The 26,522-nt window shown below is 49.6% G+C and carries 22 protein-coding genes; 9 read left to right on the forward strand and 13 right to left on the reverse strand.

The window, feature by feature from the left end:
- Positions 1-304: 304 nt before the first annotated feature.
- Positions 305-1,021 (reverse strand): pyridoxine 5'-phosphate synthase, encoded by a 717-nt coding sequence (locus NGM62_RS13325; RefSeq protein ID WP_262248645.1) that lies wholly within the window; start codon positions 1,019-1,021, stop codon positions 305-307.
- Between the two features lie 87 nt (positions 1,022-1,108).
- Between NGM62_RS13325 and cdaA the strand changes: the two genes are divergently transcribed.
- On the forward strand, positions 1,109-1,897 hold the full coding sequence (gene cdaA / locus NGM62_RS13330; RefSeq protein ID WP_262248647.1) for a diadenylate cyclase CdaA: 789 nt from the start codon (positions 1,109-1,111) through the stop codon (positions 1,895-1,897).
- 11 nt (positions 1,898-1,908) lie between these two features.
- Here the strand turns inward: cdaA and NGM62_RS13335 are convergent, their stop codons facing one another.
- The 4 genes from NGM62_RS13335 to NGM62_RS13350 form a co-directional block, all read right to left on the reverse strand.
- A complete protein-coding gene (locus NGM62_RS13335; RefSeq protein ID WP_262248649.1) occupies positions 1,909-2,760 on the reverse strand; it encodes a DUF2911 domain-containing protein in 852 nt (283 codons plus the stop codon).
- A gap of 197 nt (positions 2,761-2,957) precedes the next feature.
- Positions 2,958-4,193 (reverse strand): sugar MFS transporter, encoded by a 1,236-nt coding sequence (locus tag NGM62_RS13340; protein ID WP_262248651.1) that lies wholly within the window; start codon positions 4,191-4,193, stop codon positions 2,958-2,960.
- Between the two features lie 345 nt (positions 4,194-4,538).
- Entirely contained in the window at positions 4,539-5,054 is a 516-nt protein-coding gene (locus tag NGM62_RS13345) for a DinB family protein (protein ID WP_262248653.1), read from the reverse strand.
- A complete protein-coding gene (locus tag NGM62_RS13350) occupies positions 5,035-6,258 on the reverse strand; it encodes a sensor histidine kinase (RefSeq protein ID WP_262248655.1) in 1,224 nt (407 codons plus the stop codon). The genes NGM62_RS13345 and NGM62_RS13350 overlap by 20 nt, the downstream gene beginning before the upstream one ends.
- A gap of 156 nt (positions 6,259-6,414) precedes the next feature.
- Between NGM62_RS13350 and gltX the strand changes: the two genes are divergently transcribed.
- A complete protein-coding gene (gltX, locus tag NGM62_RS13355) occupies positions 6,415-7,947 on the forward strand; it encodes a glutamate--tRNA ligase (protein ID WP_262248657.1) in 1,533 nt (510 codons plus the stop codon).
- Here the strand turns inward: gltX and NGM62_RS13360 are convergent.
- Both NGM62_RS13360 and NGM62_RS22125 read right to left on the reverse strand, forming a co-directional pair.
- Complete coding sequence (locus NGM62_RS13360; protein ID WP_262248658.1) at positions 7,928-10,813, reverse strand: DEAD/DEAH box helicase; 2,886 nt, start codon at positions 10,811-10,813, stop codon at positions 7,928-7,930. The two genes, gltX and NGM62_RS13360, sit on opposite strands and share 20 nt — an antisense overlap.
- A 46-nt stretch (positions 10,814-10,859) precedes the next feature.
- Positions 10,860-13,076 (reverse strand): helix-turn-helix domain-containing protein, encoded by a 2,217-nt coding sequence (locus NGM62_RS22125; RefSeq protein ID WP_315975869.1) that lies wholly within the window; start codon positions 13,074-13,076, stop codon positions 10,860-10,862.
- A 148-nt stretch (positions 13,077-13,224) separates the two neighbouring features.
- On the opposite strand from NGM62_RS22125, the gene NGM62_RS13380 reads away from it, so the two are divergent.
- The 3 genes from NGM62_RS13380 (at position 13,225) to NGM62_RS13390 (ending at position 16,255) form a co-directional block, all read left to right on the forward strand.
- A complete protein-coding gene (locus NGM62_RS13380) occupies positions 13,225-13,476 on the forward strand; it encodes a FeoA family protein (RefSeq protein WP_262248660.1) in 252 nt (83 codons plus the stop codon).
- Between the two features lie 3 nt (positions 13,477-13,479).
- Positions 13,480-15,564: a ferrous iron transport protein B gene (gene feoB / locus NGM62_RS13385; RefSeq protein WP_262248661.1), complete on the forward strand. Its 2,085-nt coding sequence runs from the start codon at positions 13,480-13,482 to the stop codon at positions 15,562-15,564.
- Between the two features lie 190 nt (positions 15,565-15,754).
- The gene (locus NGM62_RS13390; protein WP_262248662.1) at positions 15,755-16,255 is read left to right on the forward strand and encodes a phosphoheptose isomerase; all 501 of its coding nucleotides are present in this window, start codon (positions 15,755-15,757) and stop codon (positions 16,253-16,255) included.
- On the opposite strand, the gene NGM62_RS13395 is transcribed toward NGM62_RS13390, so the two are convergent.
- Genes NGM62_RS13395 through NGM62_RS13420 form a run of 6 tightly spaced genes read right to left on the reverse strand, consistent with a single transcriptional unit; the run spans position 16,256 to position 22,695 of the window.
- Positions 16,256-17,488, reverse strand: a complete 1,233-nt coding sequence (locus NGM62_RS13395) for a glycoside hydrolase family 76 protein (RefSeq protein WP_262248663.1) — start codon at positions 17,486-17,488, stop codon at positions 16,256-16,258.
- Between the two features lie 4 nt (positions 17,489-17,492).
- Positions 17,493-18,113, reverse strand: a complete 621-nt coding sequence (locus tag NGM62_RS13400) for an ABC transporter ATP-binding protein (protein ID WP_262248730.1) — start codon at positions 18,111-18,113, stop codon at positions 17,493-17,495.
- A gap of 3 nt (positions 18,114-18,116) precedes the next feature.
- Complete coding sequence (lpxA, locus tag NGM62_RS13405) at positions 18,117-18,911, reverse strand: acyl-ACP--UDP-N-acetylglucosamine O-acyltransferase (protein ID WP_262248665.1); 795 nt, start codon at positions 18,909-18,911, stop codon at positions 18,117-18,119.
- Positions 18,908-20,317: a bifunctional UDP-3-O-[3-hydroxymyristoyl] N-acetylglucosamine deacetylase/3-hydroxyacyl-ACP dehydratase gene (locus NGM62_RS13410; protein ID WP_262248667.1), complete on the reverse strand. Its 1,410-nt coding sequence runs from the start codon at positions 20,315-20,317 to the stop codon at positions 18,908-18,910. Before NGM62_RS13410 ends, lpxA begins: the two co-directional genes overlap by 4 nt.
- Before the next feature lie 43 nt (positions 20,318-20,360).
- On the reverse strand, positions 20,361-21,401 hold the full coding sequence (gene lpxD, locus NGM62_RS13415; RefSeq protein WP_262248668.1) for a UDP-3-O-(3-hydroxymyristoyl)glucosamine N-acyltransferase: 1,041 nt from the start codon (positions 21,399-21,401) through the stop codon (positions 20,361-20,363).
- 31 nt (positions 21,402-21,432) lie between these two features.
- Positions 21,433-22,695, reverse strand: a complete 1,263-nt coding sequence (locus tag NGM62_RS13420) for an HD domain-containing protein (protein WP_262248669.1) — start codon at positions 22,693-22,695, stop codon at positions 21,433-21,435.
- 172 nt (positions 22,696-22,867) lie between these two features.
- On the opposite strand from NGM62_RS13420, the gene porX reads away from it, so the two are divergent.
- The 4 genes from porX (at position 22,868) to NGM62_RS13440 (ending at position 26,521) form a co-directional block, all read left to right on the forward strand.
- On the forward strand, positions 22,868-24,421 hold the full coding sequence (gene porX, locus NGM62_RS13425) for a T9SS response regulator signal transducer PorX (RefSeq protein ID WP_262248671.1): 1,554 nt from the start codon (positions 22,868-22,870) through the stop codon (positions 24,419-24,421).
- 22 nt (positions 24,422-24,443) lie between these two features.
- The gene (gene tsaE, locus NGM62_RS13430; protein WP_262248673.1) at positions 24,444-24,866 is read left to right on the forward strand and encodes a tRNA (adenosine(37)-N6)-threonylcarbamoyltransferase complex ATPase subunit type 1 TsaE; all 423 of its coding nucleotides are present in this window, start codon (positions 24,444-24,446) and stop codon (positions 24,864-24,866) included.
- 89 nt (positions 24,867-24,955) lie between these two features.
- Positions 24,956-25,894 (forward strand): ring-cleaving dioxygenase, encoded by a 939-nt coding sequence (locus tag NGM62_RS13435; RefSeq protein ID WP_262248675.1) that lies wholly within the window; start codon positions 24,956-24,958, stop codon positions 25,892-25,894.
- 3 nt (positions 25,895-25,897) lie between these two features.
- Positions 25,898-26,521, forward strand: coding sequence for an alpha/beta hydrolase (locus NGM62_RS13440; RefSeq protein ID WP_262248677.1), 624 nt, complete (start codon positions 25,898-25,900; stop codon positions 26,519-26,521).
- The last annotated feature ends 1 nt before the right edge of the window (position 26,522 follow it).

Genomic DNA, 26,522 nt, shown 5'->3' on the forward strand with positions numbered 1-26,522 from the left:
CTTCAAAAAAGAAATATTGGGCTTTTTAAGGGTTGACTAAATAAGCAGTGTATGCCACTGCTACGGCTGACATCGGTATTACTGCTTGTGTAGCTAACCGGCTCCGCTGCTGGCCGTCGCACCTACTTCGAAATCGGTGGCGCCATAGATTTTCCGTGCCAATCCCGGAAAGTCCAGCGTCCTTGTCGCTGGTGTGATGGTGAGGCTGGCCGTTAGTACCAGTGTTTCGTAATTGCGGCCGCCGATGGATAATAGGGCGATTAGCTGTTAATTTCCCGCATTGACGAAAGCACGTTTACCTCTGCTACCGCAACTGTTCGTTGTATCGCCGGATGGTTTCTTCCAACCCAAGGTACAATGCGTCGGCAATCAATGCGTGGCCGATACTCACTTCCAATAAGCCGGGTATATGCTGGGCGAAATATCGAAGGTTATTTAAATCGAGGTCGTGGCCTGCATTGAGCCCCAAGCCGACCTGCTGGGCGACTTTGGCCGCTTCGAGGTAAGGTACCAGGGCTCGCTCGGGGTCGGCCGTATACTCCTGTGCATAGGCTTCGGTATACAGTTCAATACGGTCGGCGCCGGTTTCGGCAGCTGCAGCCACCATTACTGGATCTGGGTCCACGAAAATGGAAACCCGGATACCTTCGCCCTTAAACAACGCACTCATATCCTGCAAATAAGACCGGTGCTTTACGGTATCCCAACCATGATTGGACGTGATCTGCCCCGGGTCGTCGGGCACCAGCGTGACCTGTGCCGGCTGCGCATCCAACACCAGGCGCACGAATTTCTCCTCGCGGCAATTGCCCTCGATATTCAACTCGGTCCGAATGGCACCCTTCAGGTCGAACACATCGCGGTACCTGATGTGCCGCTCGTCTGGCCGGGGGTGCACCGTGATACCTTGCCCCCCGAAACGTTCGATGGCCAATGCGGCTTCCAGCACGTTGGGATTATTACCGCCCCGCGAATTGCGGAGCGTGGCGATTTTATTGATATTGACAGAAAGTCTAGTCATGGTCTTTTTTTTTTATCCAACAAAGATAGAAACTTACTCAAATTGTATGGAGCGCTTTTATAGGGAATTTCTTACCTTGCCCAGTATATGGACTTGCAGAGCTTAGACTTCAACTTCCGACTGTTGGATATTGTGGACATCCTCTTGGTGGCTGTCATCCTCTACTATGTATATAGCCTGATACGGGGTACCATCGCAGTTAATATCCTCTTCGGTCTGGGACTCATCTATATCATCTACATACTTGTTAAGCAGTTCAATATGCATCTGCTTACCGAAATTTTTGGAGGCTTCATCAGTGTCGGTTCACTGGCCCTTGTGGTAGTCTTCCAGCAAGAGATACGCCGGTTTCTCATCCACATCGGCAAGAACATCTCGGTACGGCGGAAAAACTTCCTGTGGTCGATTTTTGTGAGTAAAAAGACCGCTGAGCATGACCACCACGCCCACCTCAAGCCAATTATCGATGCCTGTCGGAGCCTTTCCAAGTCATACACAGGTGCACTGATTGTTTTCGCCAAGTATTTCGACGAGGAGTATTATCAGACTAGCGGCGAATACCTGGACGCCCATCTATCCAAGCGTCTGCTGGAGAGTATATTCCAGAAAAACAGCCCGCTGCACGATGGTGCGGTCGTTATTGTCGATTTCAAAATCATGACGGCGAGCTGTGTGCTGCCGCTCTCTGAGAGCGAAGACCTGCCCCTGCATTTCGGATTGCGACACCGCGCCGCCATCGGCGTTACGGAGGTGAGCGACGCCGTGGCGGTGGTGGTATCGGAAGAAACCGGCGAAATATCGTTTGCGAAAGACGGCAACGTGAATATGAACATCAGCCACGAAGAGCTGGAGGAGTTGCTGAACGCATCGCTATAACAAGAGCCGGACTATTTTTTCTTCGCTTCGCTGATCACTTGGCCGTTGAGTTTCACATACTCGGCGTTATTTTGTTGTTTAGCCAGCTCAACTCCCTGGGTTGCCGTTGCAATGGCTCCTTCCCTATCGCCTGCCTTTAATTGGATACGGGCTTTCCAATATTTGATATATGTCGCGGGATTCGGCGATTTATCAGCCTCATTTATCCACTCAACAGCTTTCTGGATGTCTTTGCCGTTGTTGTAGTAATACTGGGCTGCCTGGAAATAAGGCTTCGGCTCCCCTTTCATCGCTTCTGCTATAGAGGCCATAATCTCTGCATCTTGGTTGACAACCAAATCAAAGCCGACCGCCGTGCGGTCCCATGCAATATTCAGCCGGGAGCGTTGCGGATGCACATCAGAAAACGATATGGTAAACGACTCCACCGGCTTTTTAAGCCGCTCTGGGGTTACATCGAAACGGAATATATCTTCTTCTTGCTTATAGGTATAGGCTCCCCATTGTTCACTGTTTTTACTTAAGATGATGGTCCATTTGCTTTTCCCAGGTATGGTCAGCAGGCCGTACGTACCGGCTTCCAGCTGGTTTCCTGCGATCGTTACCGGGCCATCGAAGGTCAACGTAGGGATTCTATTCGCACCGGTACGCCATACTTCATCGAAAGGCACAAGTGCACCGAAAATCTTCCGGCCATTGATGTTTGGCCTATTGTACTTCAATGTGACGGTACCAATACCTAAACTCTGGGTAACCGTTTGCGAGCTGCTCGCCGGCGGCAATTTCAGCTGGGCTTCTGCCGACTGCCAACCCATGGCAATCGTGATGGTGATTAGGGCGGTGATTAATAACTGTTTTCTCATCTTATTCATTGTTAGTTACAAGACCTCGAATCTAAACATATTAACCAAGCATCCATCCAACATTACGGAAATATTACAATTCTTGAATAATAGTAGAACAGCACGCCGCGTTATTAGGGTACTATTTATTTCACCAAGTCCTGTTTTCCTGCACCATCATCACACCGGTGCAGGAAAATCAGGCACAACAGCCACTACTAACCATTTGCCTTGGCTTTTCCTACCTTGTGGCCACTTAGCGCGTAATATAGAATGAATAAATAACAGGGAATGGTAATCCAATACGCTTGGTGTGGGCTAAAATGGTCAGCCAGTGCTCCGTATGCCAGCGGGATGATCGCACCGCCTGCAATCCCCATAATCAACAATGATGACGCCGCCTTGGTAAATCGGCCTACACCGGCAAGAGCCAGTGGCCAGATGGCGGGCCACATCAGCGAGTTCGCCAATCCGAGCAACGATATAAATGCAACTGACGTTACACCCGAGGTAGCCAGCGCTCCGAACGAAAATACCAACCCCAGCAGTGCACAAATAACGAACGCTCGTTCTTGCTTTATGTATTTAGGGATGGTAATGATCCCTATGATGTAGCCCACAATCATCGACACCATAGTGGCCGTCGTGAAAAACTTGGCTTGCGTGAGCGACACGCCCTCGCTAGCTGCGTAGCTCACCACAGTATCGCCAGCAATAACTTCCACACCAACATATAGGAAAAGGGTCAATACACCTAACAGCACATGCGGGAATTCGAACACGCTCTTCTTACCCGTATTCGATGCCGCCACTTCCTCGTCTTCAGCATCGGTATCCACCTCCGGTAATGCCGATTTGAAAATAACAAAAGCCAATACCACTAAGACCCCAACGATGCCCAAATAAGGGACAATAACCTTCGCCGCCAGTGCATCCAGCTCGGCAGCACGCTGTACCTCCGATAGCGCTTCAATCCGCTCGGTCAGCCCATCGGTATCGCTCAGCAGGAAAAAGCCCAGCACCACCGGTGCCAATGCACCGGCAAATTTATTGCAGATGCCCATAATACTGATGCGCTGTGCGGCACTTTCGGGCGGGCCAATGATGGTAATATAAGGGTTCGAAGCTGTTTGAAGGATGGCCAAGCCACCGCCCTGCACAAACAACCCGACAAGAAACAGCAAGTAGGTCCGGCTCATTGCTGCGGGAATAAACAACAGGGCACCAACGGCCATCACAACAAGGCCAACGGCCATCCCGTTTTTAAATCCGAAATACCGGAGCGTTAACGTGGATACGGGCGCCATGAGCAGATAAGCAATATAAAACGCAAATGTTACGAGGTACGATTGGAAATGGTTAAGCTCACAAGCTATCTTCAGATAGGGAATCAGCACTGAATTCAACCAAGTGACAAATCCGAAAATAAAAAAAAGGGCTCCGATGATAATCATTGGACCCAAAGTAGACCGTTGGGATGTGGAATTTACGCTCATTGTTGATTAGTTAGTATACTTTTAATTTCACGCACTGCAAGACTATAAAATAAAATTAACATTTGAAACAAAAAAGATGATGCAAACGGTTGTTCTCTTTTCTCGGGCTAGGAAATGGCAAGTTAGGAGCGTGCTTAAAAATAGGAAACGTCCCGACTAATCGGGACATTTCCTACACCTAAACCGTATCATAAAACCATGGAAATGGTTTCGTAGATACTATAACTACAAAATGAATTGAAAAAGGTTTTCCATTCACTGTTTTTTTATTTCTGCACGAAACATGAATCAATCGCCCGCGGCTCATTGGTCGCCTAAATATCGCTCCCGGATGATATTTTTATGGTGGTTGAGGTGCCCTGCGATAATATACATAAAGGCGCGCACACTGGTTAAGCGCCCGGAGGCGATGCCCTTACGTGCGAGTTCGTGGTCATTGAAGTGTTTGAAAAGTTCGAGATTCGATTTTCTCACGAGTACAAACTCGTCCGCAAAACTTGCCAACGACCGTTCGTTGAATCGCGCATTGGCCACGAAGTCTTCCTGCTCGAAGCCAATCAGCTCCTTGGTGTCGTTTCGGCCAAACCGGAGAGCTCTGTAAGCCATCACCCGCTCGGTATCGATAATGTGTCCTACCACCTCCTTGATGGTCCACTTACCTTCGGCATATGCGAATTCTGATTTACCGGGAGGTATATTGGACAAAAACTCAGGAAACGAGGCAATCTGCTCCCGGAGCAATTCCACCACATCTCCAGTAACAGTTTCAATATAAGGAGCGTACACTGCTGGGTATTCATCAGATTTGAGCGGGTTCATAAGTTTGGCTACTTGGTAATACGATTCTAAATGTGGTTCCTTTATCAATTTCCGACTCTTTGACGAAGACCTGGCCCTTGTGGTATTCGATCATGCGCTGGGTAAGCGTAAGCCCCAACCCCCAACCGCGCTTTCTAGTAGTGAATCCCGGCTGAAAGACCGCGTCAAACTGGCTCCGAGGTATCCCTTTCCCGGTATCGCTAATATCCACAAAAATTTGCTCTTTGGCAATATTTTCTGAAATAACAATATCAATCCTGCCTGCTGACTCGATGGCATTCGCCGCATTCTTTAACAAGTTTTCGAGCACCCAGTCAAACAGTGGCACATTGAGCATCGCCTCCGCCTTGGTTTCACCCGAAACATTGAAAATAATCTTGTCGCTTGTCCGTACTTTGAAATAGTTGACAAAATCGACTACCGTCTTGTAGACTGCTTGACTTTTCAACACCGGGGCGGATCCGATCTTGGAGAAGCGATCAGCCACGACTTCCAGCCGCTTCACATCGCTTTCCATTTCATTGAGTAGCGGGTCATTCTCGGCATCGAACTTTGCCCGCACCAGTTCCAGCCACGCCATCAGCGATGATATGGGTGTCCCCAATTGATGGGCTGCTTCTTTGGCCAGGCCTACCCACACGAGGTTCTGCTCGGACTTGCGGATAGAATTGAATACGGTATAAGCAATACCCAGAAAAATGGCAATAAGCGTAAGCTGTACGTAAGGGAAAAACCGTAGCTGGTTAAGCAACAGCGAATCTTTATAGTAGACAAACCACTGCCCACCATTCGGTAGATTATCGATGACGATTGGGGCGTGGCTCTTCTTCATGATGGCCAACTGGCGCTCAAAATACGCTGGGTCGTAAGCCACGTCTGATTCGATATCGCCTGCAAGGATATTGGTTTTGGTCGAGTCCAGATCCCGCCAGTAAATGATGCTGTCCCGTTCGTCGGCAATAATGGCCGGCAACGACAGGCTATCGCGGACAGCATAAATGAACGTAATCATCTCGTCATCCACATCGGGCATGGTGATGATGCTCCGCGTACTCATTGCCCACACTTCGGCTTTGGTACGCTCAGACTTCGAAAGGTTCCTTACCAGGAAATTGGTGTAAAGCAACGACGCTGCCGCAATGAGTGCCGCGAAGATCAATAAGGCAAATTTCCACCGTTGCTGATTGTACTGATAAGGGTTCATCTACGCTATTATGTAAAGCAAATTTCTGCCAAAATACATATTTCCCTTTGGATGGTATTTCCACGGGTGCATTTTTTCCAGTTCTATTGAAAAAACAACCAGCCAAAGGCGAGGCGAGTACCGGCGAATCCAGAGAAATTTATCTAAGTTTGCCCCATGGATGAAAACAGAAAGGTAAGGGTCCGTTTCGCTCCCAGCCCCACCGGCGGGCTACACTTGGGCGGCGTGCGCACAGCATTATTCAACTATTTGTTTGCCCGCCAGCACAATGGCTCGTTCGTGCTCCGGATCGAAGATACCGACCAGACCCGCTTCGTACCGGGTGCGGAGACCTATATCCAGGAGTGCCTCGCCTGGTGCGGCATTCAGCCCGACGAAAGCCCTGAGCACGGTGGTGATTATGGACCCTACCGCCAGAGCGACCGCAAATCCAATTATCGCCAATATGCTGAACAGCTCGTTGCTAATGGGCACGCATACTACGCATTCGATACAGCTGAAGAGCTGGAAGCACAGCGTAAGGCACATCCCAATTTCAGGTACAGCCATGAAAACAGGACGCAATTGCACAATTCGCTCAATCTCGATCCTGCTGAAACTCGGCACCTGCTCGAGTCGGGACATCCCCATGTCATCCGTATTAAAATGCCCGTCGATGAAACCATCAGCTTTGACGACCTGATACGGGGCCACGTAAGTTTCGATTCTTCGCTGGTAGATGACAAAGTACTACTTAAAGCTGATGGCATGCCCACCTACCACCTTGCCGTGGTAGTCGACGATTACCATATGGCAATCAGCCACGTGTTCCGTGGCGAGGAATGGCTGCCCTCCGCACCGGTGCATATCCTGCTGTGGGAATACCTCGGCTGGCGCGACTCCATGCCACAGTGGGCGCATCTGCCGCTTATCCTCAAGCCTGATGGCAACGGCAAACTAAGTAAAAGGGATGGCGACCGACTGGGCTTTCCGGTGTATGCCATGAACTGGAAAGATCCAAAAACGGAAACCGTCACCAAAGGCTTCCGTGAAATGGGCTTCCTCCCTGAAGCGTTCGTCAACCTGCTGGCAACGCTGGGCTGGAACGATGGGTCTGAGCAAGAGCTCTTCACAATCGCCGAATTAATCGAACGGTTTTCCCTGGAACGGATCAGCAAAGCCGGCGCTAAGTTCGATTTTGAAAAAGCCAAATGGTTCAACCACGAATGGATAAAACGGAGCGATGACCGTACCCTTGTACCTTACCTGACTTCATTATTAGCCGACCATGGGGTTTACGGGGTGGACCGACAGTACCTTTCCAGCGTGCTGGAACTGGTCAAGGACCGGCTCACATTGCTCACCGACTTTTGGGAGCAGGCATCTTTCTTTTTCAAACGGCCCGATAACTACGATCTAGCTGCTGTCCGGCCACGCTGGAATCCGGAAAAGACCGCATTCTTCGTTGATATGACCGCTAAGCTGGCAAACTTCGATCCTTGGCACAGTGCGGAGCTCGAGAGCCTCTATAAGCTCGCCATCCAAGCATCAGGGATGAAAGTGGGCGAGTTGATGCTCCCGTTCCGTATCATGCTGGTAGGTGGCAAATTTGGACCTCACGTGTTTGATATCGCTGCCCTCTTGGGCCGGGAAGAAACGGTAGCACGCATGAAGGCCGGCCTGCAGGCATTTAACCAAGCAGCTCACTGATATCTTCCCTCGAAAGTGACTTGATAAAGCTTTCTTCGGTGGTGATGAGGGTATCGGCAATGGTCTTCTTGCGGTTTTGCAATGCCAGTATCTTTTCCTCCACGGTACCCTTGGTAATGAATTTGTAGATAAACACATTACGCGTTTGGCCGATTCGGTGTGTGCGGTCAATGGCCTGCTGCTCTACGGCAGGATTCCACCATGGGTCGAGGATAAATACATAATCGGCTTCCACCAGGTTGAGCCCCACGCCGCCAGCCTTAATCGAAATGAGGAACAAGCGGGTCTCTTTATTTTCGCGGAATTGACGCACCACCTCACTCCTGTTCTTGGTGGCGCCATCCAGGTATGCATACCCGATACCATGCTTGTCGAAATACTGCCTAAACAACACCAGTTGTTTCACGAACTGTGAAAACACCAGTACCTTATTACCCCGTTGCAATACGGTCTCCAATGTGTGGATGGCACTCTCGAACTTGCCGGACTCGCCGCTGAACCCGGCGTCGACCATGGCAGGATGGTTGGCAAGCTGGCGCAGCTTGGTGAGCCCCTGTAACAAGGCAATCTGCGGCGGCTTCACTTTCTCGTCGCCGATATTTTCCAATATGGCATTCCGGTACTCCGACTTCACGCGCTCATAGTATTCAGCTTGCTCTTCACCCATCGTACAGTAAAATACCTGTTCCGATTTGGGTGGGAGCTCCGTAGCCACTTGGTCCTTGGTGCGCCGCAGCACAAAGGGCTTGATCATGGCTTGCAGGCGTTGGGCCTTTTCATCGTCCTTTTTCTTTTCGATGGGCTGTACGAACTCTTGCTGGAAGTAGCGGTAGCTACCTAACAAGCCGGGGTTTAAGAATGCCATCTGTGCCCACAGATCTGCTACCGAATTTTCAACCGGTGTACCGCTCAGCACCAGCCGATGCTTCGCCTTTAGCCCCTTCACCGCCTTGAACGATTTGGAAGAGGGGTTTTTTATCAGCTGGCTTTCATCGAGGATGATGTAATTGAAATAGAACGAGCTCAACAACTCTTCATCGATACGAGCGATGCCGTAGGTGGTGATTACCAAATCGTATGGCTCAAATAGAGCAGCGTCCTTGGCCCGGCCTATACCGGTGTGGATGAGGATTTTCAAGTCGGGCACGAACTTCATCGCCTCATTTTCCCAGTTGTATATCAATGAGGTAGGCATGATGATAAGCGACGTAGATGGCCCTCCCCTCTTTCCTGCCCCCTCCTTCTGCTTCTGGAGCAGTGCCAGTGTCTGGATGGTTTTACCCAAGCCCATGTCGTCTGCTAAGCAGCCACCGAAATGGTATTCCTGCAGGAAATGGAACCAGTTGTACCCCGCTTGCTGGTAGGGCCGCAGCTCGCCCATAAACCGTTGCGGCTTTTCAACATTTTCAATTGCATCAAAATCGGCCAATCGTGCTATTTTACGATCCATCGTCAGTGCGACATGCTCGGAGATGTCATTGAGCAGCCCCACATGGTATTTTCCCAACCGGATATCTTTCTTATTTTGCGAGAACTGGAAGAGGTGGTTGTACCGGGCAAACCACTCTTCGGGTATCACGGCCACCTCTCCATTAGGCAAAACAAACTCCTTCGTATTCGTAAGGATATGGTTACGCAACTGGCTAAAGGGAATTTCGTACTCACCGAAACGGGCAATGGCACGTACGTCAAACCAGTCGTTATGCTCCTCAACGGATAGATTAAGTTCGGTGCGCCCGAAGAAGAACCGCTTGTTCGGGTCGTCTTGCATAATTTCATAACCGCGCCGGCGGAGCTCGTCGTTCCGGTCGCGGAGCCAGTCCATTGCCGATGTGGCATCTGTTCCATTGGCCTTCGGCTCGAGATTGCTGAACAGCTCGGCGGGCCTGTGGAGGCCCATATCCAGCAATTCCCGCATCCGGGTCTCTTCCCATTGCAACGACCGTTTGATGCGGTGGAAAGTGTAATGGTCTGCTCCCTCGTCATACTGCATCTGCACCGTTACCCTATTCTGGCCTCCGGATGCAAACAGGTAAGGGCCATAACGGAAGTGCAGTTGCAGTTGGGAAACGCCGTTCTCCACGTAGAGGAGCTTAATCACCGGTATAGCATTGTGCTGGTGCGTTTCGATATCGAATCCCTCCGCGTATACGTGATGCTTTTCGATGAGCGACCGCACGAAGGTTGCGAAATATTTACGTTCCGTAGCATGCGCCACGGCAATATAGCGCCTTTGCAAAAAGGGCGACAGCTTTTTCCCTTCCAACGACTGGTCAAAATGGTAAAGTACGTTCTCCAATAGTAGCCATGCCTGTTGGTTGACCACCACCTGGGCGTTTTTATACATAAATTCGATGCGCTGCCCATCGTATTTGATGGTGGGGAAGTAACGTGTCTCCTCACTGTTGCGCCTGAAGTGAAACAGCACCGAAGCAGGTTGCGGCGCAATAGTTAGCCGTTGGTCTGCCGCGTACCCATCTTTGCTCATGAGAAACAACGGCTTGTCGCTCAGCAATTCGAGCGCCTGCAGCAGGCGGGCCTCAATTTTAGGCCGTATATATTCGAAGAATTGCTCGTTAAAATGTTTTGCAAAAAAATCTACCGGGCGTATCGGTTTCTTATAATAGCGTTTGATGATATTCGTTTGCTCTACCTCTTCCAGTAACTTGATCAGCTTACGGTCCGTCTCATCCAATATGGGTGCATAGTCTACCGCCGTATGACTGAACACGCGGCGGTGGGTCAGCGAATAACCACCATTGGGATTGAGCTGCACCACATGCGGCTCTATTAAATAACCCAGGTATGGATGTTCGCAAAGCGAGTAAATCAATTCATAAGGTTGCGTAGTATCAACTTGCTGCATTTAACAACGGTAGTATCTAAAAATAAAAACAGTAAAGATATACAAACTAGTGGACAATGGATGCTTTGGCGATACGAATCTCGTAGTATTCCACCTGATTGGCCAGTAGCGCACGGACCGCAGATGAAGGCATGTCGGGATTTTGCCGCAATACGCGCTGAATCGACGCGAGCTTCGTTGCATCCATCAACTGGGTAGCTACCACGCCCTTGCCGATAAAGTCAATGAGGTGGCCGATGACAGTGGCCTTGGTTAAACCGCGTTCGGCCGATATTTCGTCGATGGTTTTGCCCGACTGGAACAGATCGAAACTGATGCGTTTGGTCGTGCCTTTGGGGCTCTTTGGTTTTGAGGTATTGGGTAGTTCATCGGCATCGATGGCGACAGTTGCCAGATCGACTGACTTGACCATGAGTTCTTGCAGTGGCTCCCCTTTTGCCAACGCCTCGGTGATAGCCACACATTGCCGAAGTTGTTCCCGTTTCCGCTTAAGGTCTATCAATAACTCCTTCAATTCAGAAACATACTTCTTTGTCCGTTTTTTGATGGCCCAATCGCCAATATGCATCTCGAGAGGAGCGATCAGGGAAGCTTCTAACCGCGGCAAGAACCATTCCGTGGCTTTGACAATACGGTCATGAACAAGAGCGTAATCCACCACGTCGTTTTTATTAAGTAATCTATTCAGCTGATTTCGGAATTTATTGGCCACCTCCATCAGCATTTCGCAAGCTACACTTATCGTGCCGACAAATTGCATTGCCTTCTCTTGGTCTGCAATGTTACGGGTTGCCATATCATCCTGTTGTGTCTGCGCGGTTTCGACGATACGGTCCCATCTAAACGCCTGCAGAAGCAGTTGCCCGATATAACTACGTTGCGATGCTTCCAACAAAGGGGCAATTTCGTTTTCTGACACCGTATTCTGTGAAAAATCGGTCACCTGTATGTCCGTACGGATACTGGAGGGCGGTATATACGAGTGGAGCACAAGCCCATCTAACGTGCGTAAACGACTCAACGCAACATACACTTGGCCGGCTGCAAAAGAGGCGCCCGCATCAATGATAGCCCGATCGAAGGTAAGCCCCTGGCTTTTGTGGATGGTAATGGCCCAGGCCAACCGCAGCGGGAACTGAGCGAAGGTCCCCAGCACCTCCTCTTCTATCTTATCACTCGATTTGTCGTAATTGTACCGGATGTTCTCCCATTCTTCCCGCTTTACTTCCACCGCGTCACTACCGTCTTTAAATTCCACGAGTAAGCTATTGCCTGCGGAGTCGATATGTTTCACGTAACCGATTTTTCCATTGTAGTAACGCCGTTCGTCGCCACTATCGTTACGGATAAACATCACCTGTGCTCCCACTTTCAGTGTCAGCTCTTTTTCTGCGGGATACATGTTTTCTGGAAAATCGTTCGCCACTTTAGCCTCTAGCACCACCGCGTTACCGGGAAGGGTAGACAGTTCTTGCCTGTTGATGGTATCCGCACGGTTATTATGGGTGGTAAGCGTGATATAGGGTGTTGCGGGTGGAGGCACAAAATCCGGCTTATAATAACTGTTGAGCTCTTCCAATTGCTGTAACGTACAGCAGTTGTTTCGGATGTCGTTGAGGATATCGATAAATGCCTGCTCACTTTGGCGATAGATTTTCTTCAGTTCGAGAAGAATGGGGGGCTGTTCACGCAACACCTTGGCATCGAAAAAAAACGGGCTGGGATAGTACTTTGCCATAACCGTCCTTTCGTGCTCTTTGACCACGGGCGGCAGTTGGTACATATCGCCGATAAAAAGTACCTGCACCCCACCAAATGGCCGGGCATCGCGCCGTACATTTTTCAAGATTGCATCAATGGCGTCCAGCGTATCCGCCCGCAACATCGATACCTCATCGATGACCAACAACTCGATTTCCTGCAATAGTGCACGCCGCTGCTTGGTAAGCTTCACCTTGCCGAAAAGTCGGCGGCGGTTGTAAATATGGTTATCGTCCTCATTCCACGCCAGCTCGTAGTCTTCGATGTAGAGACCAAATGGCAACCAAAACAGGGAATGCAAGGTTGTGCCCCCCGCGTTCATCGCCGCCACCCCCGTGGGTGCGGCCACAGCCATCTTCTTGTAGCTATGCTGCCTAATATACTTCAAAAACGTGGTTTTCCCCGTACCGGCCTTCCCCGTTAGAAAAATATTGCGATTGGTATGGTTTACAAAAGATACCGCCTGCACGAAAGCCGTATTTTGAGCATCTAATACTGTCATTTCCAGACACCGGATTTAGTATGGCTTCCAAAGGTAGCAAAAAAGACTGAACGGCCACACTGGCCGATATATACCGGTAACTGGGAACAAATTGACAACTGGACGTTTAGATTTATTATAAATTAGTACATTTGAACCGTATTTCATTATGCGTACCACAATCCAAAATAAATCCATAAGCCACTTACGAAAGGGCGAGACAGCCACTATCGTGGGGTATGCTCCCGGTGAAGTTCCCCTTAAAATCTACGAAATGGGGCTGCTACCGGGAGTAGTATTCTCGTTAAAGCAGCGTTTACCTCTGAACGGCCCCATTTGCCTGCAGATCAAAGGCAATCCGAATGGCGTCGCATTACGGAGGGCTGAGGCGGATTTCATCCTCATCGAACCTTTATCGTAAGCTATGACGGAAATAAATATCGCGTTGGTAGGGAATCCCAACGTCGGCAAATCCACCTTGTTCAACAAACTGACCGGCTTACGCCAGAAAGCCGGCAACTACCCCGGCATCACTGTAGAGAAAAAAACAGGTAGTTTTACCAATGGGGATACCAAGTACCACGTTGTCGACTTACCCGGCGCTTATGGCATACACCCGTCGTCGTTGGACGAAGAAGTTGTGTATAACGTATTGGCCGACAAGACCAACCCGAACCACCCGGACCTGGCCGTAGTGGTCGGCAATCCATTTAACCTCAAGCGAGCAGTTTTCCTGTACCAGCAGATCCGCGACATCGGTGTTCCGGCTATTTTTGTAATCAACATGGCCGATGAGGCCGATCACGCTGGGCTCTCTATCGATACCGGAAAACTGGAACGCCTACTGGCCACCAGGGTTGTCCTGACCGATGCACGTTCCGGCAGGGGTATCGACGCACTGAAGGCAGCCCTTTCTTTCAAGCCCTCCACAACGGCGCCGTTGTTCCCGGTCCCTACCGAATATCACCATGTAATACAAGAAGTTAAGAACCAGACTGGAGAGACCAACGATTACCGGGCATGGTTAGCACTTTCCCATAAGCATAATGCTGCTTCGCACGCCACGCTACCCACTGCTGTCGAGGCGATCCGGAATACTCACGGGCTCAACCCCTACCGGCTGCAGATCCAAGAGACCATGGCCAGGCACGATAAGCTGGACCGCGACTTGGCAGACATCATCAAAGACCCCACAAAAAAACGCGAGCATTTTACCGAGCGCCTGGATAAGTTGATGATACATGCCGTCTGGGGATACGTGATTTTCTTCGGGTTGCTCCTACTCATCTTCCAAGCCATCTACACGTGGTCAGGCCCTTTTATGGATGCCATCGACAACGGGTTTACCTGGCTCGCAAGCAGTACGGCAAATTGGCTGCCCGAAGGCCCCCTCAACGGGCTGCTTACAGACGGCATCATTGCCGGTATAGGGGGTATTGTCATCTTCATTCCCCAGATTGCCATCCTGTTTGTATTCATCGCACTGATGGAGGAGTCTGGCTACATGAGCCGGGTTGTCTATCTGATGGACCGATGGCTCAAGCCTTTCGGGCTAAGTGGTAAGAGTGCTGTTCCATTGATGTCTGGTGCTGCATGTGCCATCCCGGCAGTCATGTCTGCCCGTACGATCGAAAACGATAAAGAACGCCTGATTACCATATTGGTCACTCCGTTTATGACCTGTTCTGCGCGGTTACCGATTTACATCGTCATTATCGGCTTGGTCATCCCACAAGGACGGGTGCTTGGCATGGAGTTACAAGCGTTGGTCTTATTTGGCATGTACGCCTTGGGCGTACTGGCGGCCCTGGGAAGTGCCTGGTTGCTCAAACTTTTCCTGAAATCGGACTACAAGAGCTTCCTGATCCTGGAAATGCCCACCTACCGGCTGCCAGTACTTCGGAACGTTGCGGTACACGTATGGGAAAAGACCATGGGGTTTGTATGGGGTGCTGGTAAAATCATTTTGGCCATTAGCGTCATTCTGTGGGTACTTGGCTCATTCGGCGTAGGTGAACGGTTTACCGACGCCGAGCGGATCGTCCAACTGGAAAACCAGGGACTGTCGGCAGAAGAACTGGAAAACGAGGTACAGTCGCAAAAGCTGGAATATTCGTTTTTAGGCACATTAGGGCGCTTTATCGAGCCAGCTATCGAGCCGTTGGGCTACGACTGGAAAATGGGTATCGGACTTATTGCATCGTTTGCTGCACGCGAAGTATTCGTAAGCACAATGGCTACCGTGTACAGCCTCGGCAGCACCGATGATGAATTGACCATCCGCGAGCGTATGGCGAGTGAAATCAACCCGAATACCCGACGGCCAGCTTACAACTTCGCATCGGGTATTTCGTTGCTTTTGTTTTACGCTTTCGCCATGCAATGCATGAGTACCATTGCCATTGTACGCAAAGAAACAAACTCATGGAAATGGACCATTATCCAGTTGGTATTTATGACTGGATTTGCGTACCTTGCCGCACTAGTGGCATACCAACTACTAAAATAACATGACATGGATGCAATCGCTATACAGTACATCGTTATCAGCGCCCTGTTTGTGGCAGCTGTAGTTTTTTTGGTCCGGCGGACCAAAAAGTCACTTAGGGGGAAACAATCGTGCTCGAAAGGGTGCGGCTGCGAATTCACCGAACCATCCAAAAAGACATCGTATTAACTTAATCGCGTAACAGATAACCATGACTTACCAAACAAAGGAAGCACTCTTCAACGAAATCGAAGCCGTATTGACTGGACAAGGCTTTCAAGTGGTACAACAAGACCAGACCCGGCCGTGGGGCGGCTTTTTCGTGATTGAAGAGTCGCAAGCGCAGCAATTTGCCAATACCTATTTCAACGGAATCGACGTACAGGAGCTCAAGATTTCGGGCAAGCTAAGCCCGAAGATACTTGTTGTTGCACCGGGCAAGCGCCTTTCGTGGCAATACCACCACCGCCGTGCGGAAATCTGGCAAGTGGTAAGGGGTGACGTTGGTGTGGTGACCAGTGATACCGATGAGGAACACGAATTGAAATTACTGCATCCGGGGGATGTGATCCGGCTTAACCAAGGTGAGCGCCATCGGCTTGTGGGCCTGGACGGATGGGGTGTACTGGCCGAAATCTGGCAACACACGGATGCCGACAACCCATCGGATGAAGACGACATCGTGCGGGTGCAAGATGATTTCGGGAGGTAGCTAATCAACTGCCATAAAACCAGCTATTCCAGCTATCCGCGCGTACATCTCGATCATCGCGGCTTGGTCAAGCAGCCATTTTCGCGATTCTTGGTTTACACTATCCCAGCTTTTGCCAAATAGACCATTATCGTCGCGCGTATGGTTCCATGCGTAATCCAGGTTTTTTGCAAATGCCTCTAAATACCGGCGATCGCCATCTTCGCGGTACAGTTCAACATAACCCCGCATCATCACAGCGATAAACCAGTTATTGCTCCGCTTTAACAGACGGAACGATTGCGCGCCGGGCGATGTAAACGGTTCAAAAAAATATGCGTACCCGCTCGCCGCGATACGCTGGGCTTCTTTCAGATAGCCGGCATCCCCCGTAAACCGATACAGTAACGCGGCACTTTGGAGCATCTGCCCGCTGTTATACGGGTATTTCCGTTTGTCTACCTTACTTTTAAGGTTTACGTTATCCCAATACAGTCCATCTTCCGGATCCTGTAAATGGCGCTTGGTCCAATCGTACCACCTCTTCCCGGCATAGAAATAAAGGCTATCCCGCGTTGCTTCAAACATCCGGAATGCAAATACCGCAGCCGGAGCGTTAGAGCAGGTGTTTTTGGAAGTCCTTTTTTGTTCGCACCAATAGATACCGCCACCGAGAAGATCATCTTCACCGCTTTTCACGAATTTCCAAATCTCTTCGGCCATGTCCAGGTACCGATCTTCACCGGAGGCCAGGTAAAGCTCGGCAAAATCAATCCCCAACCAAATGTTATCATCGTAGAACCGATCGGATTGCTCCGCGTCATTCACGTATGAAGCAAAGCCGGCCGGAGCCCTGTTGTCGTCATAATAACGCATCAAACCGGGCAACACACGGTCGTCTACCATCCGTAAGTAACGTTTATCGCCCGTTGTTTCAAAGAGTGCATTGGATGCTGAAAGCATACCCGAAAATGGCCATAGGTATGAATAGGGATTGGGCGCACTATCGGTGCCCTCTGCAAGATAGTCCGCTCGGTAGGCCTGGTCGTGCGGATAGTTTTCACGAAGCAACGGTGTACCCTCTACCGCGTAACGCTCATAAACCAGCGTGGTCAACTCGCCAGCCCAAGCCAGCGGGGAATTCTTTTGAGACACACTATCGATACCTACTGCGCAGAACCCGTGGCCATACATTAAGCCCGGTAGTACGATTGTCAAAGCAATGCCGAAAAGGTTACGTTTATTTACAGCCACGTCGTTATAATTTGTAGTCGGTAATTTTTATCGTATGTTCACAAAATCCATACTCTCGTGCCTGATTGGAGCACACTAGAAACAGCCTGTTTGCACTGGTACCCGCCACCAACTGCAGGTACCAATCTACACCTTCCTCGTCTAAATTGGAAGTGGGTTCATCCAGCAGTACGATTGGCACATCGGCATAGCATGCCAAGCCCAATTTGACCCGCTGTTTCATACCTGAGGAAAAATAGCGAATTTGTTTGTCCTGAGCGTGGGTAAGCCCAAGACGTTCTATCAGGAGCTTTTCGTCGAAGCCCCCGAGGAACCGTTTATGGGCGAAATGAAACCGGATTTGCTCGCTAAGTGTGAACTCTTCGATCAACTCAAGATAAGGTGCCGCTATCGATAGGTATTGGTAAATATCGTCGGGCGCGATAATTTGGCCTTGGTCACGGTACTCAATCCGGCCGGCAGATGGCATCAGTGCCGAAGAGACAACCTGCAACAAGGTGGACTTGCCAGAACCGTTGGGCCCCAAGACGGCATAGCGCGCGCCCGTGGTAAAGCGGTAGTTCAAATGCTGAAAGACCCAATCCCGGTTAAACCGTCTGCCAATGTCTTCCAGAATAACTTCCATCACCTAAAGTACGCCCTTGCTTTGGCCGAAGCCCTTCATTACCCCACGGTTGGAATTGCGGATGAAATCGAGTATCTCGTCACGTATCTCGGTGGGTTTGTATTCTGCTTCAATGATATCCATTGCTTTGGTTAGGTTGTTGTTCTTGACAAACAATACACGGTAGATATCTTGGATTTCGTTGATCTGGTTGGATGAGAACCCCCGCCGCCGCAGTCCTACCGAATTGATACCCACATAGGCAAGTGGTTCGCGCGCCGCCTTCACAAATGGGGGTACATCTTTGCGCACCAGCGAGCCACCCGCAATGAATGCATGTGAGCCCACATGGCAAAACTGATGCACAGCAACCATGCCCGCCAGCACTACAAAATCACCGACTATGATATGCCCTGCCAACGTACTGTTATTTGAGAAAATACAGTTGTCGCCCACAATACAGTCGTGTGCAATGTGGCTATATGCTTGGATCAAACAGTTCTTTCCGATAACAGTTTTCCATTTATCTTTCGTCCCACGATTTACTGTCACACATTCGCGGATAGTGGTATTGTCGCCGATTTCGGCCGTGGTTTCTTCGCCGTCAAATTTCAGATCTTGGGGAATACCCGAAATAACCGCACCGGGGAAAATACGGCAGTTCTTACCGATACGAGCCCCATCCATAATGGTGACATTGGAGCCGATCCACGTACCATCTTCGATTACAACGTCTTTATGGATGGTCACAAATGGCTCGATCACCACATTCCCAGCGATCTTTGCCTGGGGATGTATGTATGCTAACGGTTGTATCATGATGCTTGGCTCTCTTTTACTTTTACAATCTGGGCCATCAACTCGGCCTCTACTACCACTTTCTCGCCAACCATCCCTACACCTTTCATCTGGGCAATCCCCCTACGGATCGGCTCCAACAAATCGCAGCGGAAGATGATGGTGTCACCGGGGTTCACCTGCGCTTTAAACCGGGCGTTTTCTATTTTCAGGAATAATGTAAGATAATTCTCAGGATCGGGCACTGTGCTTAGTACCAACACCCCACCGGTTTGCGCCATTGCTTCTATCTGCAGCACCCCGGGAAAAACGGGTGCCCCCGGGAAATGGCCCAAGAACAAATCCTCATTCATGGTTACATTTTTCAGTCCAACCACATGTGATTTGGTCAGTTCCAGTATCTTATCGATCATCAAGAACGGCTGCCTGTGCGGCAGGATGTTCATGATCTGGACAGTATCATACAGTGGCGGCATATTGGGGTCATATACCTTAGCATACTTGCGTCCTTTTTCCTTTTTTATCTGCGCTTTTATCTTTTTGGCAAACGCTACGTTGGCCGCGTGGCCGGGCCGTGCGGCCATAATATGGCCTTTGATAGGCCGCCCTACCAACGCCAAATCACCAATCATATCCAGCAATTTATGCCGGGCTGGCTCATTCTGGTGGCGGAGTTCAATATTATCCAATATACCTTCTTTTGCCACGTCGATATCTTCCCGGTTGAACAGCTTGGCCAGGTGCCGCAGCTCGTTTTTGCTCACTTCCCTGTCGACCACCACAATCGCATTATTCAAATCGCCTCCTTTGATGAGGTTGTTCTTGAGCAACATCTCCAGCTCATGGAGAAAGCAGAACGTACGCGATGACGCGATGTCTTTGGAAAATTCGTCGATACTGCTGATGGAGGCATGCTGGCTGCCCAACACAGGCGAATTGAAATCGATCATACAGGTAAAGCGGTACCCATCAAGCGGCATCGCAACCATCTCAACTTTGCGGTCGGGCTCGGTATGGTGTAGATTATGTGGTATCTCATAATAGTCACGATCTGCTGCCTGGTCTACATAACCGGTTTCTTCGATTGCTTTAACGAATGGTGCTGAACTGCCATCCATGATGGGAACCTCCGGCCCGTCGATATCAATAAGTACATTATCGATCTGAAGGCCCACCAATGCCGCCATCAAGTGCTCGATAGTGCTTACACGTGCCCCATTTTGTGATATCGTCGTTCCGCGTGAAGTATCCGACACATTCTCAGCATCGACAAGTACTACCGGCTGGTTTTCGAGGTCGATACGCCTAAATTTATACCAATGATGTTCCGGGGCTGGTTTTAGGGTCATGGTCACGGGCTTCCCGGTATGCAGCCCTACCCCAGAAATGACAATGTCTGATTTGATCGTGCGTTGTTTTACGTTCATCTTTAATTATGCTTATCCGCAAGCAGACGGATTTAAAGCTGTTTTATTTCGACAATTCTTTTGTTAATAATAGCTGTTCCAACTCCTCAATGCGGCGCTCAAGCTCCGGCAAGCGTGCGTACACGACCTGCGAACGCATTTGTGCGTTGTAGGGAGCCGCAGGTGTACCCGACCATTTCTTCCCTTCTTCCAAAATTGTCCGGTTAATGCCCGACTGCGCCTGTATCTGGCTACCGTTGGCTATGCTGATATGGCCCACAGCACCCACCTGCCCACCGATTACGACATACTCGCCGATTTTGGTACTTCCGGATATCCCCGATTGGGCTGCAATCACAGTATGTTTTCCTATCTCCACGTTATGTGCAATTTGGATCAAATTATCCAGTTTCACACCTTTTCTTATAATGGTCGATCCCATTGTCGCCCGGTCGATCACCGAATTGGCGCCAATCTCCACATCATCTTCGATAATCACGTTCCCTATCTGGCTGATCTTGTTGTAAGTTCCATCATCCTGGGGTGCGAAGCCAAAACCATCACTACCCACAACCGTTCCCGAATGGATAATGACGTGTTTTCCGATAATACAATCAAAATAAACCGATACCCCTGGAAACAATGTAGTATCATCACCGATTTTGACGTTCTCACCGATATAAACATGGGGATAAATCTTACATCGATCACCTATAATAGCCCCGCGATCAATATACGCAAATGCACCAATATATACGTCGTTTCCGACCTTGGCGTTTGCATCGATAACTGCCCGGTCTTCAATACCGGTTTTATCCAATCGCATTTTGTTATATAGTTCCAGCAGGGTGGAAAAAGCCGAGTATGCATTTTTAACCCGCACAATCGTGGCCTGTACTGGATGGTCTAATTTCAGATCATCATTGACGATGATTACCGATGCTTTGGTTGTATAGAGGTATTGCTCATACTTCGGGTTAGACAGAAAAGAGAGCGAACCCGTCGACGCCTCCTCGATCTTGGCCAATTGCCTCACCACCACATCCGGATCCCCCTCAAGGGTGCCGTTAACGAGCGTTGCTATTTGATGTGCGGAAAATTGCATCTGCAAATGTATAAGTTTAAACGGTAATAATTTAAATTTTACTGACTCTATCTGTTGAGAGCGGCGTATGCGTCAACTCTTTCGGAAAGGAAACCGCAAACTTTTGGACTTTCCGTGATAATGTCTCCAAATTAGACAAATCGGAAGCCTCAGCAATGTCTTGTATACTGCCATCTTTCATTAAAATTTTGATGGTACCATTTTTAGGTTCATACGCACTGTTTTCTATAGATTGCAACCACACATAATAATCCACATCGGCCACATCAATATCAAAATAATCCACGGCTTCCGCTTTCAACTGTTCAATCAATCCTTCCGGAGGGCGTATAGCATGCAACTCCGTGTGATATAACGACCGCGATATCAGCCGTGAGCACAACATACGCAAAATAGGGTCGCTGTGATATGCCCAAGTCTTCACGGCAGACCAAATGTCCGTATCATCAAGACGCGAAAAATGCACTAAATGTAGGGCATCTTCGGTAAAATTCTGCCGGGTTACCTTAGTGCGCAAAAAATGTTCCAAGGATGGCGAAGCGAAGAGTAAAGTACCCGTTCCGCAAAGCTCTTTGGCACGCTTCAGGATTTTAAGCAGCATCTGCTCTGCACTGATTACCGTCTTATGCAGGTACACCTGCCAATACATCAACCGCCTGGCGATGAGAAATTTCTCCACCGAATAAATACCTTTCTGCTCAACAACAAGTTCGTTCTCAACAACATTAAGCATTTTAATGATACGGTCGAAACTGATAACGCCCTCGGCTACACCCGTAAAAAAACTATCGCGGCTGAGGTAATCCATCCGGTCCGTATCGAGCTGGCCGGCCACCAACTGGTGCAGAAATTTCTTTGGGTACTGGTTGTTGAAAATTGCAATGGCTAAGTCCAGACGCCCCGCCACCATCTCATTCAGTTCATTCATCATGAGCGAGGAGAGCAGTTCGTGCGAAACGCCTTCTACCAAGGTGTGTTCCAATGAGTGTGAAAACGGCCCGTGGCCAATATCATGCAGCAAAATAGCAGCCAGTGCCGCCTCTTCCTCTTCTTCTGAAATGGCAACACCCTTGCCCCGCAAGGTTTCCAACGAAAGCCCCATGAGGTGCATCGCACCAAGCGCATGCTGGAAACGAGTATGTAGTGCACCGGGATATACCAGATGTGTCATACTCACCTGCTTGATGTACCGCAAACGCTGGAAATAGGGGTGTTGAATCAGGTCATAAATGAAACCGGACGGAATGGATATAAATCCATATACAGGATCGTTGATTATTTTCTTTTTGTTCAACCGCTATTTTCATTGCGGAGAGACGTAATCGCCGACCGCATTTATATGCGGCAAAGATACGTTACCGCGCTGTTAATTTATGTTAAAATTGTCAATAGCGGCAAACTTTTCACTAAGTTCGCCTCTTATCTGGCGGCTCGCATCGGGCGAGACAACACATTGGAGAATCAACATGCAGGAAACAAATATACTATGGGCAGACGATGAAATTGATTTACTGAAGCCACATATCATGCTTCTAAACGAAAGAGGGTATGCTGTAAAAACGGTAACCAACGGCAATGATGCGGTGGATGCCTTCAAAAAAGGCTTCTATGATCTGGTTTTTTTGGATGAGAATATGCCTGGACTGACCGGGCTGGAAACACTTTCCGAACTTAAAAACATCAATCCCGCCGTACCGATGGTATTGGTTACCAAAAACGAAGAAGAACATCTCATGGAAGATGCGATCGGCTCCAAAATCGACGACTACCTTATCAAGCCCGTAAATCCGAAGCAAATCCTGCTCACCATTAAGAAGCTCACCGAAAACAAGCGGCTAATCAGTGAGAAAACATCGATGGCTTATCAGCAGGATTTCCGGAACCTCGGTATGATTCTCAATGACAATCTCGACTACGAACAGTGGGCGGATGTGTACAAAAAACTGATATATTGGGAGCTATCACTCGAGAAATTGGAAGATGCGGGTATGCATGAGGTACTTACCTTGCAAAAGGCGGAAGCCAACATGCAATTTTTCAAGTTTATCGAAAAAAAATACCTCCAATGGATAAAGGAGCCCGAAACCGGGCCGACCATGTCGCACCAGCTCTTCCGCAAAAAGGTATTCCCTACGCTTCAGGAAGCCAGGCCGACTTTCTTTTTCCTGATCGACAACCTTCGGTACGACCAGTGGCGTATTATCAACGAGGTCATCACCAACTACTTCCGGCTCGAAGAGGAAGATAGCTACTATAGTATCTTACCCACCGCTACCCAGTATGCCCGCAATGCAATCTTCAGCGGTTTGATGCCGCTCGACATGGAGCGCCAGTACCCCGGGGTTTGGCAGAACGACGAAGATGAGGGCGGTAAAAACCTCCATGAAGGCAAATTCCTGACCGATCAGATCAAACGTTTGTACCGCAAAGAATGTAGACATTCATACACAAAAGTACTTACCCTGGAACAGGGTCGCGACGTGACGGACAACCTTAGCAACCTCATGGGAAACGACCTCAACGTGTTGGTGTACAATTTTGTAGACATGCTCTCCCATGCCCGTACAGACATGGCCATGATCCGTGAGCTGGCCAATGATGAGGCCGCTTACCGATCGCTTACCCTCTCTTGGTTTGAACATTCACCGCTGCTCGATGCATTAAGGTGGCTCTCGCAGAAACCCGTCCGCGTGATTATCACAACAGACCACGGCACCATCCGCGTAAAACATGCCAGCAAGGTCATCGGCGACCGGAATACCAACACCAATTTGCGTTATAAGCAGGGGAAAAACCTGAATTTCATTGCCAAAGACGTGTTCCACGTAAAAAACCCACACGATGCCATGCTGCCGAAATTGCATGTTAGCTCAAGTTTCATCTTCGCACGCGAAGACACATATTTTGTGTACCCCAATAATTACAACCACTTCGTCAACTACTTCAACGAAACGTTCCAACACGGTGGCATATCGCTCGAAGAGATGATCATTCCATTTGCAACATACACCACAAAATAGCAAAAAGCGTATTTTTGCAGGAATGATCATCAACGTTGTAAATCTGCAGGGGTTGCCCGATGCCGCAAACCGGCTATTGGCCGCGGTGGGCACCCGCCGCATTTTACTGTTCTACGGTGAAATGGGTGTCGGCAAAACAACACTCATCAGTGCCATCTGTCGCCAATTGGGCGTGGCTGACACCCCTTCCAGCCCCACGTTTGCAATCGTCAACGAGTACCACAGCACACAGGGACCGTTATATCACTTCGATTTCTATCGTATCAAGTCTGAACAAGAAGCCTTTGACTTAGGCTACGAAGATTACTTTTACTCCGGCTCGTATTGCTTCGTTGAGTGGCCCGAGAAAATAGAGGGGCTGCTTCCAGCCGATGCAGCACACATCCGTATCGCGGTAACTGGCGACGGTACCCGACGCATCACGGTAGGTACCGAGTCTCAGTAACATACTTTTCACTTCTTGTCCTAGGTTAATGTGGCAGAACAACTGCTGCCGTATCTTTGTATTATAATAAAAAAACAAGGAGTATAATCATGGACAACAACATCTTAGGCATTCACCACATCACCGCTATCGCGGGGGATGCCAAACGCAACTACGATTTTTATACCCGGATACTAGGTCTACGTTTGGTAAAGAAAACGGTCAACTTCGACGACCCGCAGACCTACCACTTCTATTTCGGCGACGAAGTAGGCACACCGGGTTCGATCCTTACGTTCTTTCCTTGGGGCGACCGTGTAAAACCGGGTCGCCGTGGCACGAAGCAGGTCACCGAAATTGGTTATTCCGTACCGGCGGGGAGCCTCGACTTCTGGAAGAACCGATTTGAGGCAAATGGCATTATCTATAACAATCCTGCTGAGAAATTTGGCGAAAAATACCTCACTTTCCTCGATCCCGACGGCCTTAAATTTGAATTGACCGTAGCGAAAGAGATAGATACCCGTACGCCGTGGACAACAGACGAGGTGGGCAGCGAACACGCTACGCGCGGGTTCCATCATGTGACTATCACCACAGAAAAGATGGATGCCACCGCACGCATACTCACCGATATTTTCGGGTACCGGCTGCTGCAGGAGGAAGTGAATCGCTACCGATTCATCACTGACTCCACCCCTTACGCAAACTTGGTAGATCTGGTGGAGGCGCCGGGCGAGGCCGAAGGGCTTGTTGCCGGAGGCTCGGTACACCATGTAGCATTCAGCGTTCCGGATGAAGCCACACTGATGCATTTCAGGGAAAAAATAATTGCACAGGGACTGCACATCACCGAGAAAATTGACCGCAATTATTTCTATTCACTCTATTTCCGTGAACCCGGTGGGGTGCTGTTTGAAATTGCCACCAATAACCCAGGTTTTGCCGTAGACGAGCCTGTGGCAGAATTGGGCAGCGGATTGAAATTGCCGTCCCAATACGAAACCCATCGGGAACATCTGGAAAAGGTTTTACCACAATTGGATTAAACTATGTACATACACGAAAAGCAACTTATACAAGCTGGCAAATTGGCTGCACACGCCAAAAAGGCTGTGGTACTGCTCCATGGGCGGGGCAGTTCCGCTTCGGGCATCCTTTCACTAAGCCACCACCTTCAGTTGGATGATGCGCTACTGCTTGCACCGCAGGCCACCAACAACTCTTGGTATCCATACAGCTTTCTGGCACCCGTGGCAAACAACCAACCGGCGCTGGATTCAGCATTGGGGCTGGTGGGCGAAGCGGAGGCTAAAGCGGCGCAATTGGGGGTCGCCCCAAATGCGCTGTACTTCGTGGGATTCTCGCAAGGGGCCTGCCTAGTCCTGGAGTACGTAGGGCGGAATGCCAAACCCTATGGTGGCGTCATCGCTTTCACCGGGGGGTTAATCGGTGAATCGCTGACGCTTAGTAATTACACCGGCGATTTTGGGGGCACGCCCATACTGATTACTTCGGGCGACAACGACCCGCATGTACCGCTATACCGGATTGAGGAAAGTGCATCGGTATTGCGTGGACTCGGTGCAAAGGTGACCCTTGAGATCTATCCCGGCAAGCCCCATAGCATCAGTCCCGATGAGACCCTGCTGGCCAACAAGGTGGTGTTGTCATAAC

Source organism: Parapedobacter soli (assembly GCF_025460835.1).
In the GTDB taxonomy this organism is placed as follows: Bacteria; Bacteroidota; Bacteroidia; order Sphingobacteriales; family Sphingobacteriaceae; genus Parapedobacter; species Parapedobacter soli.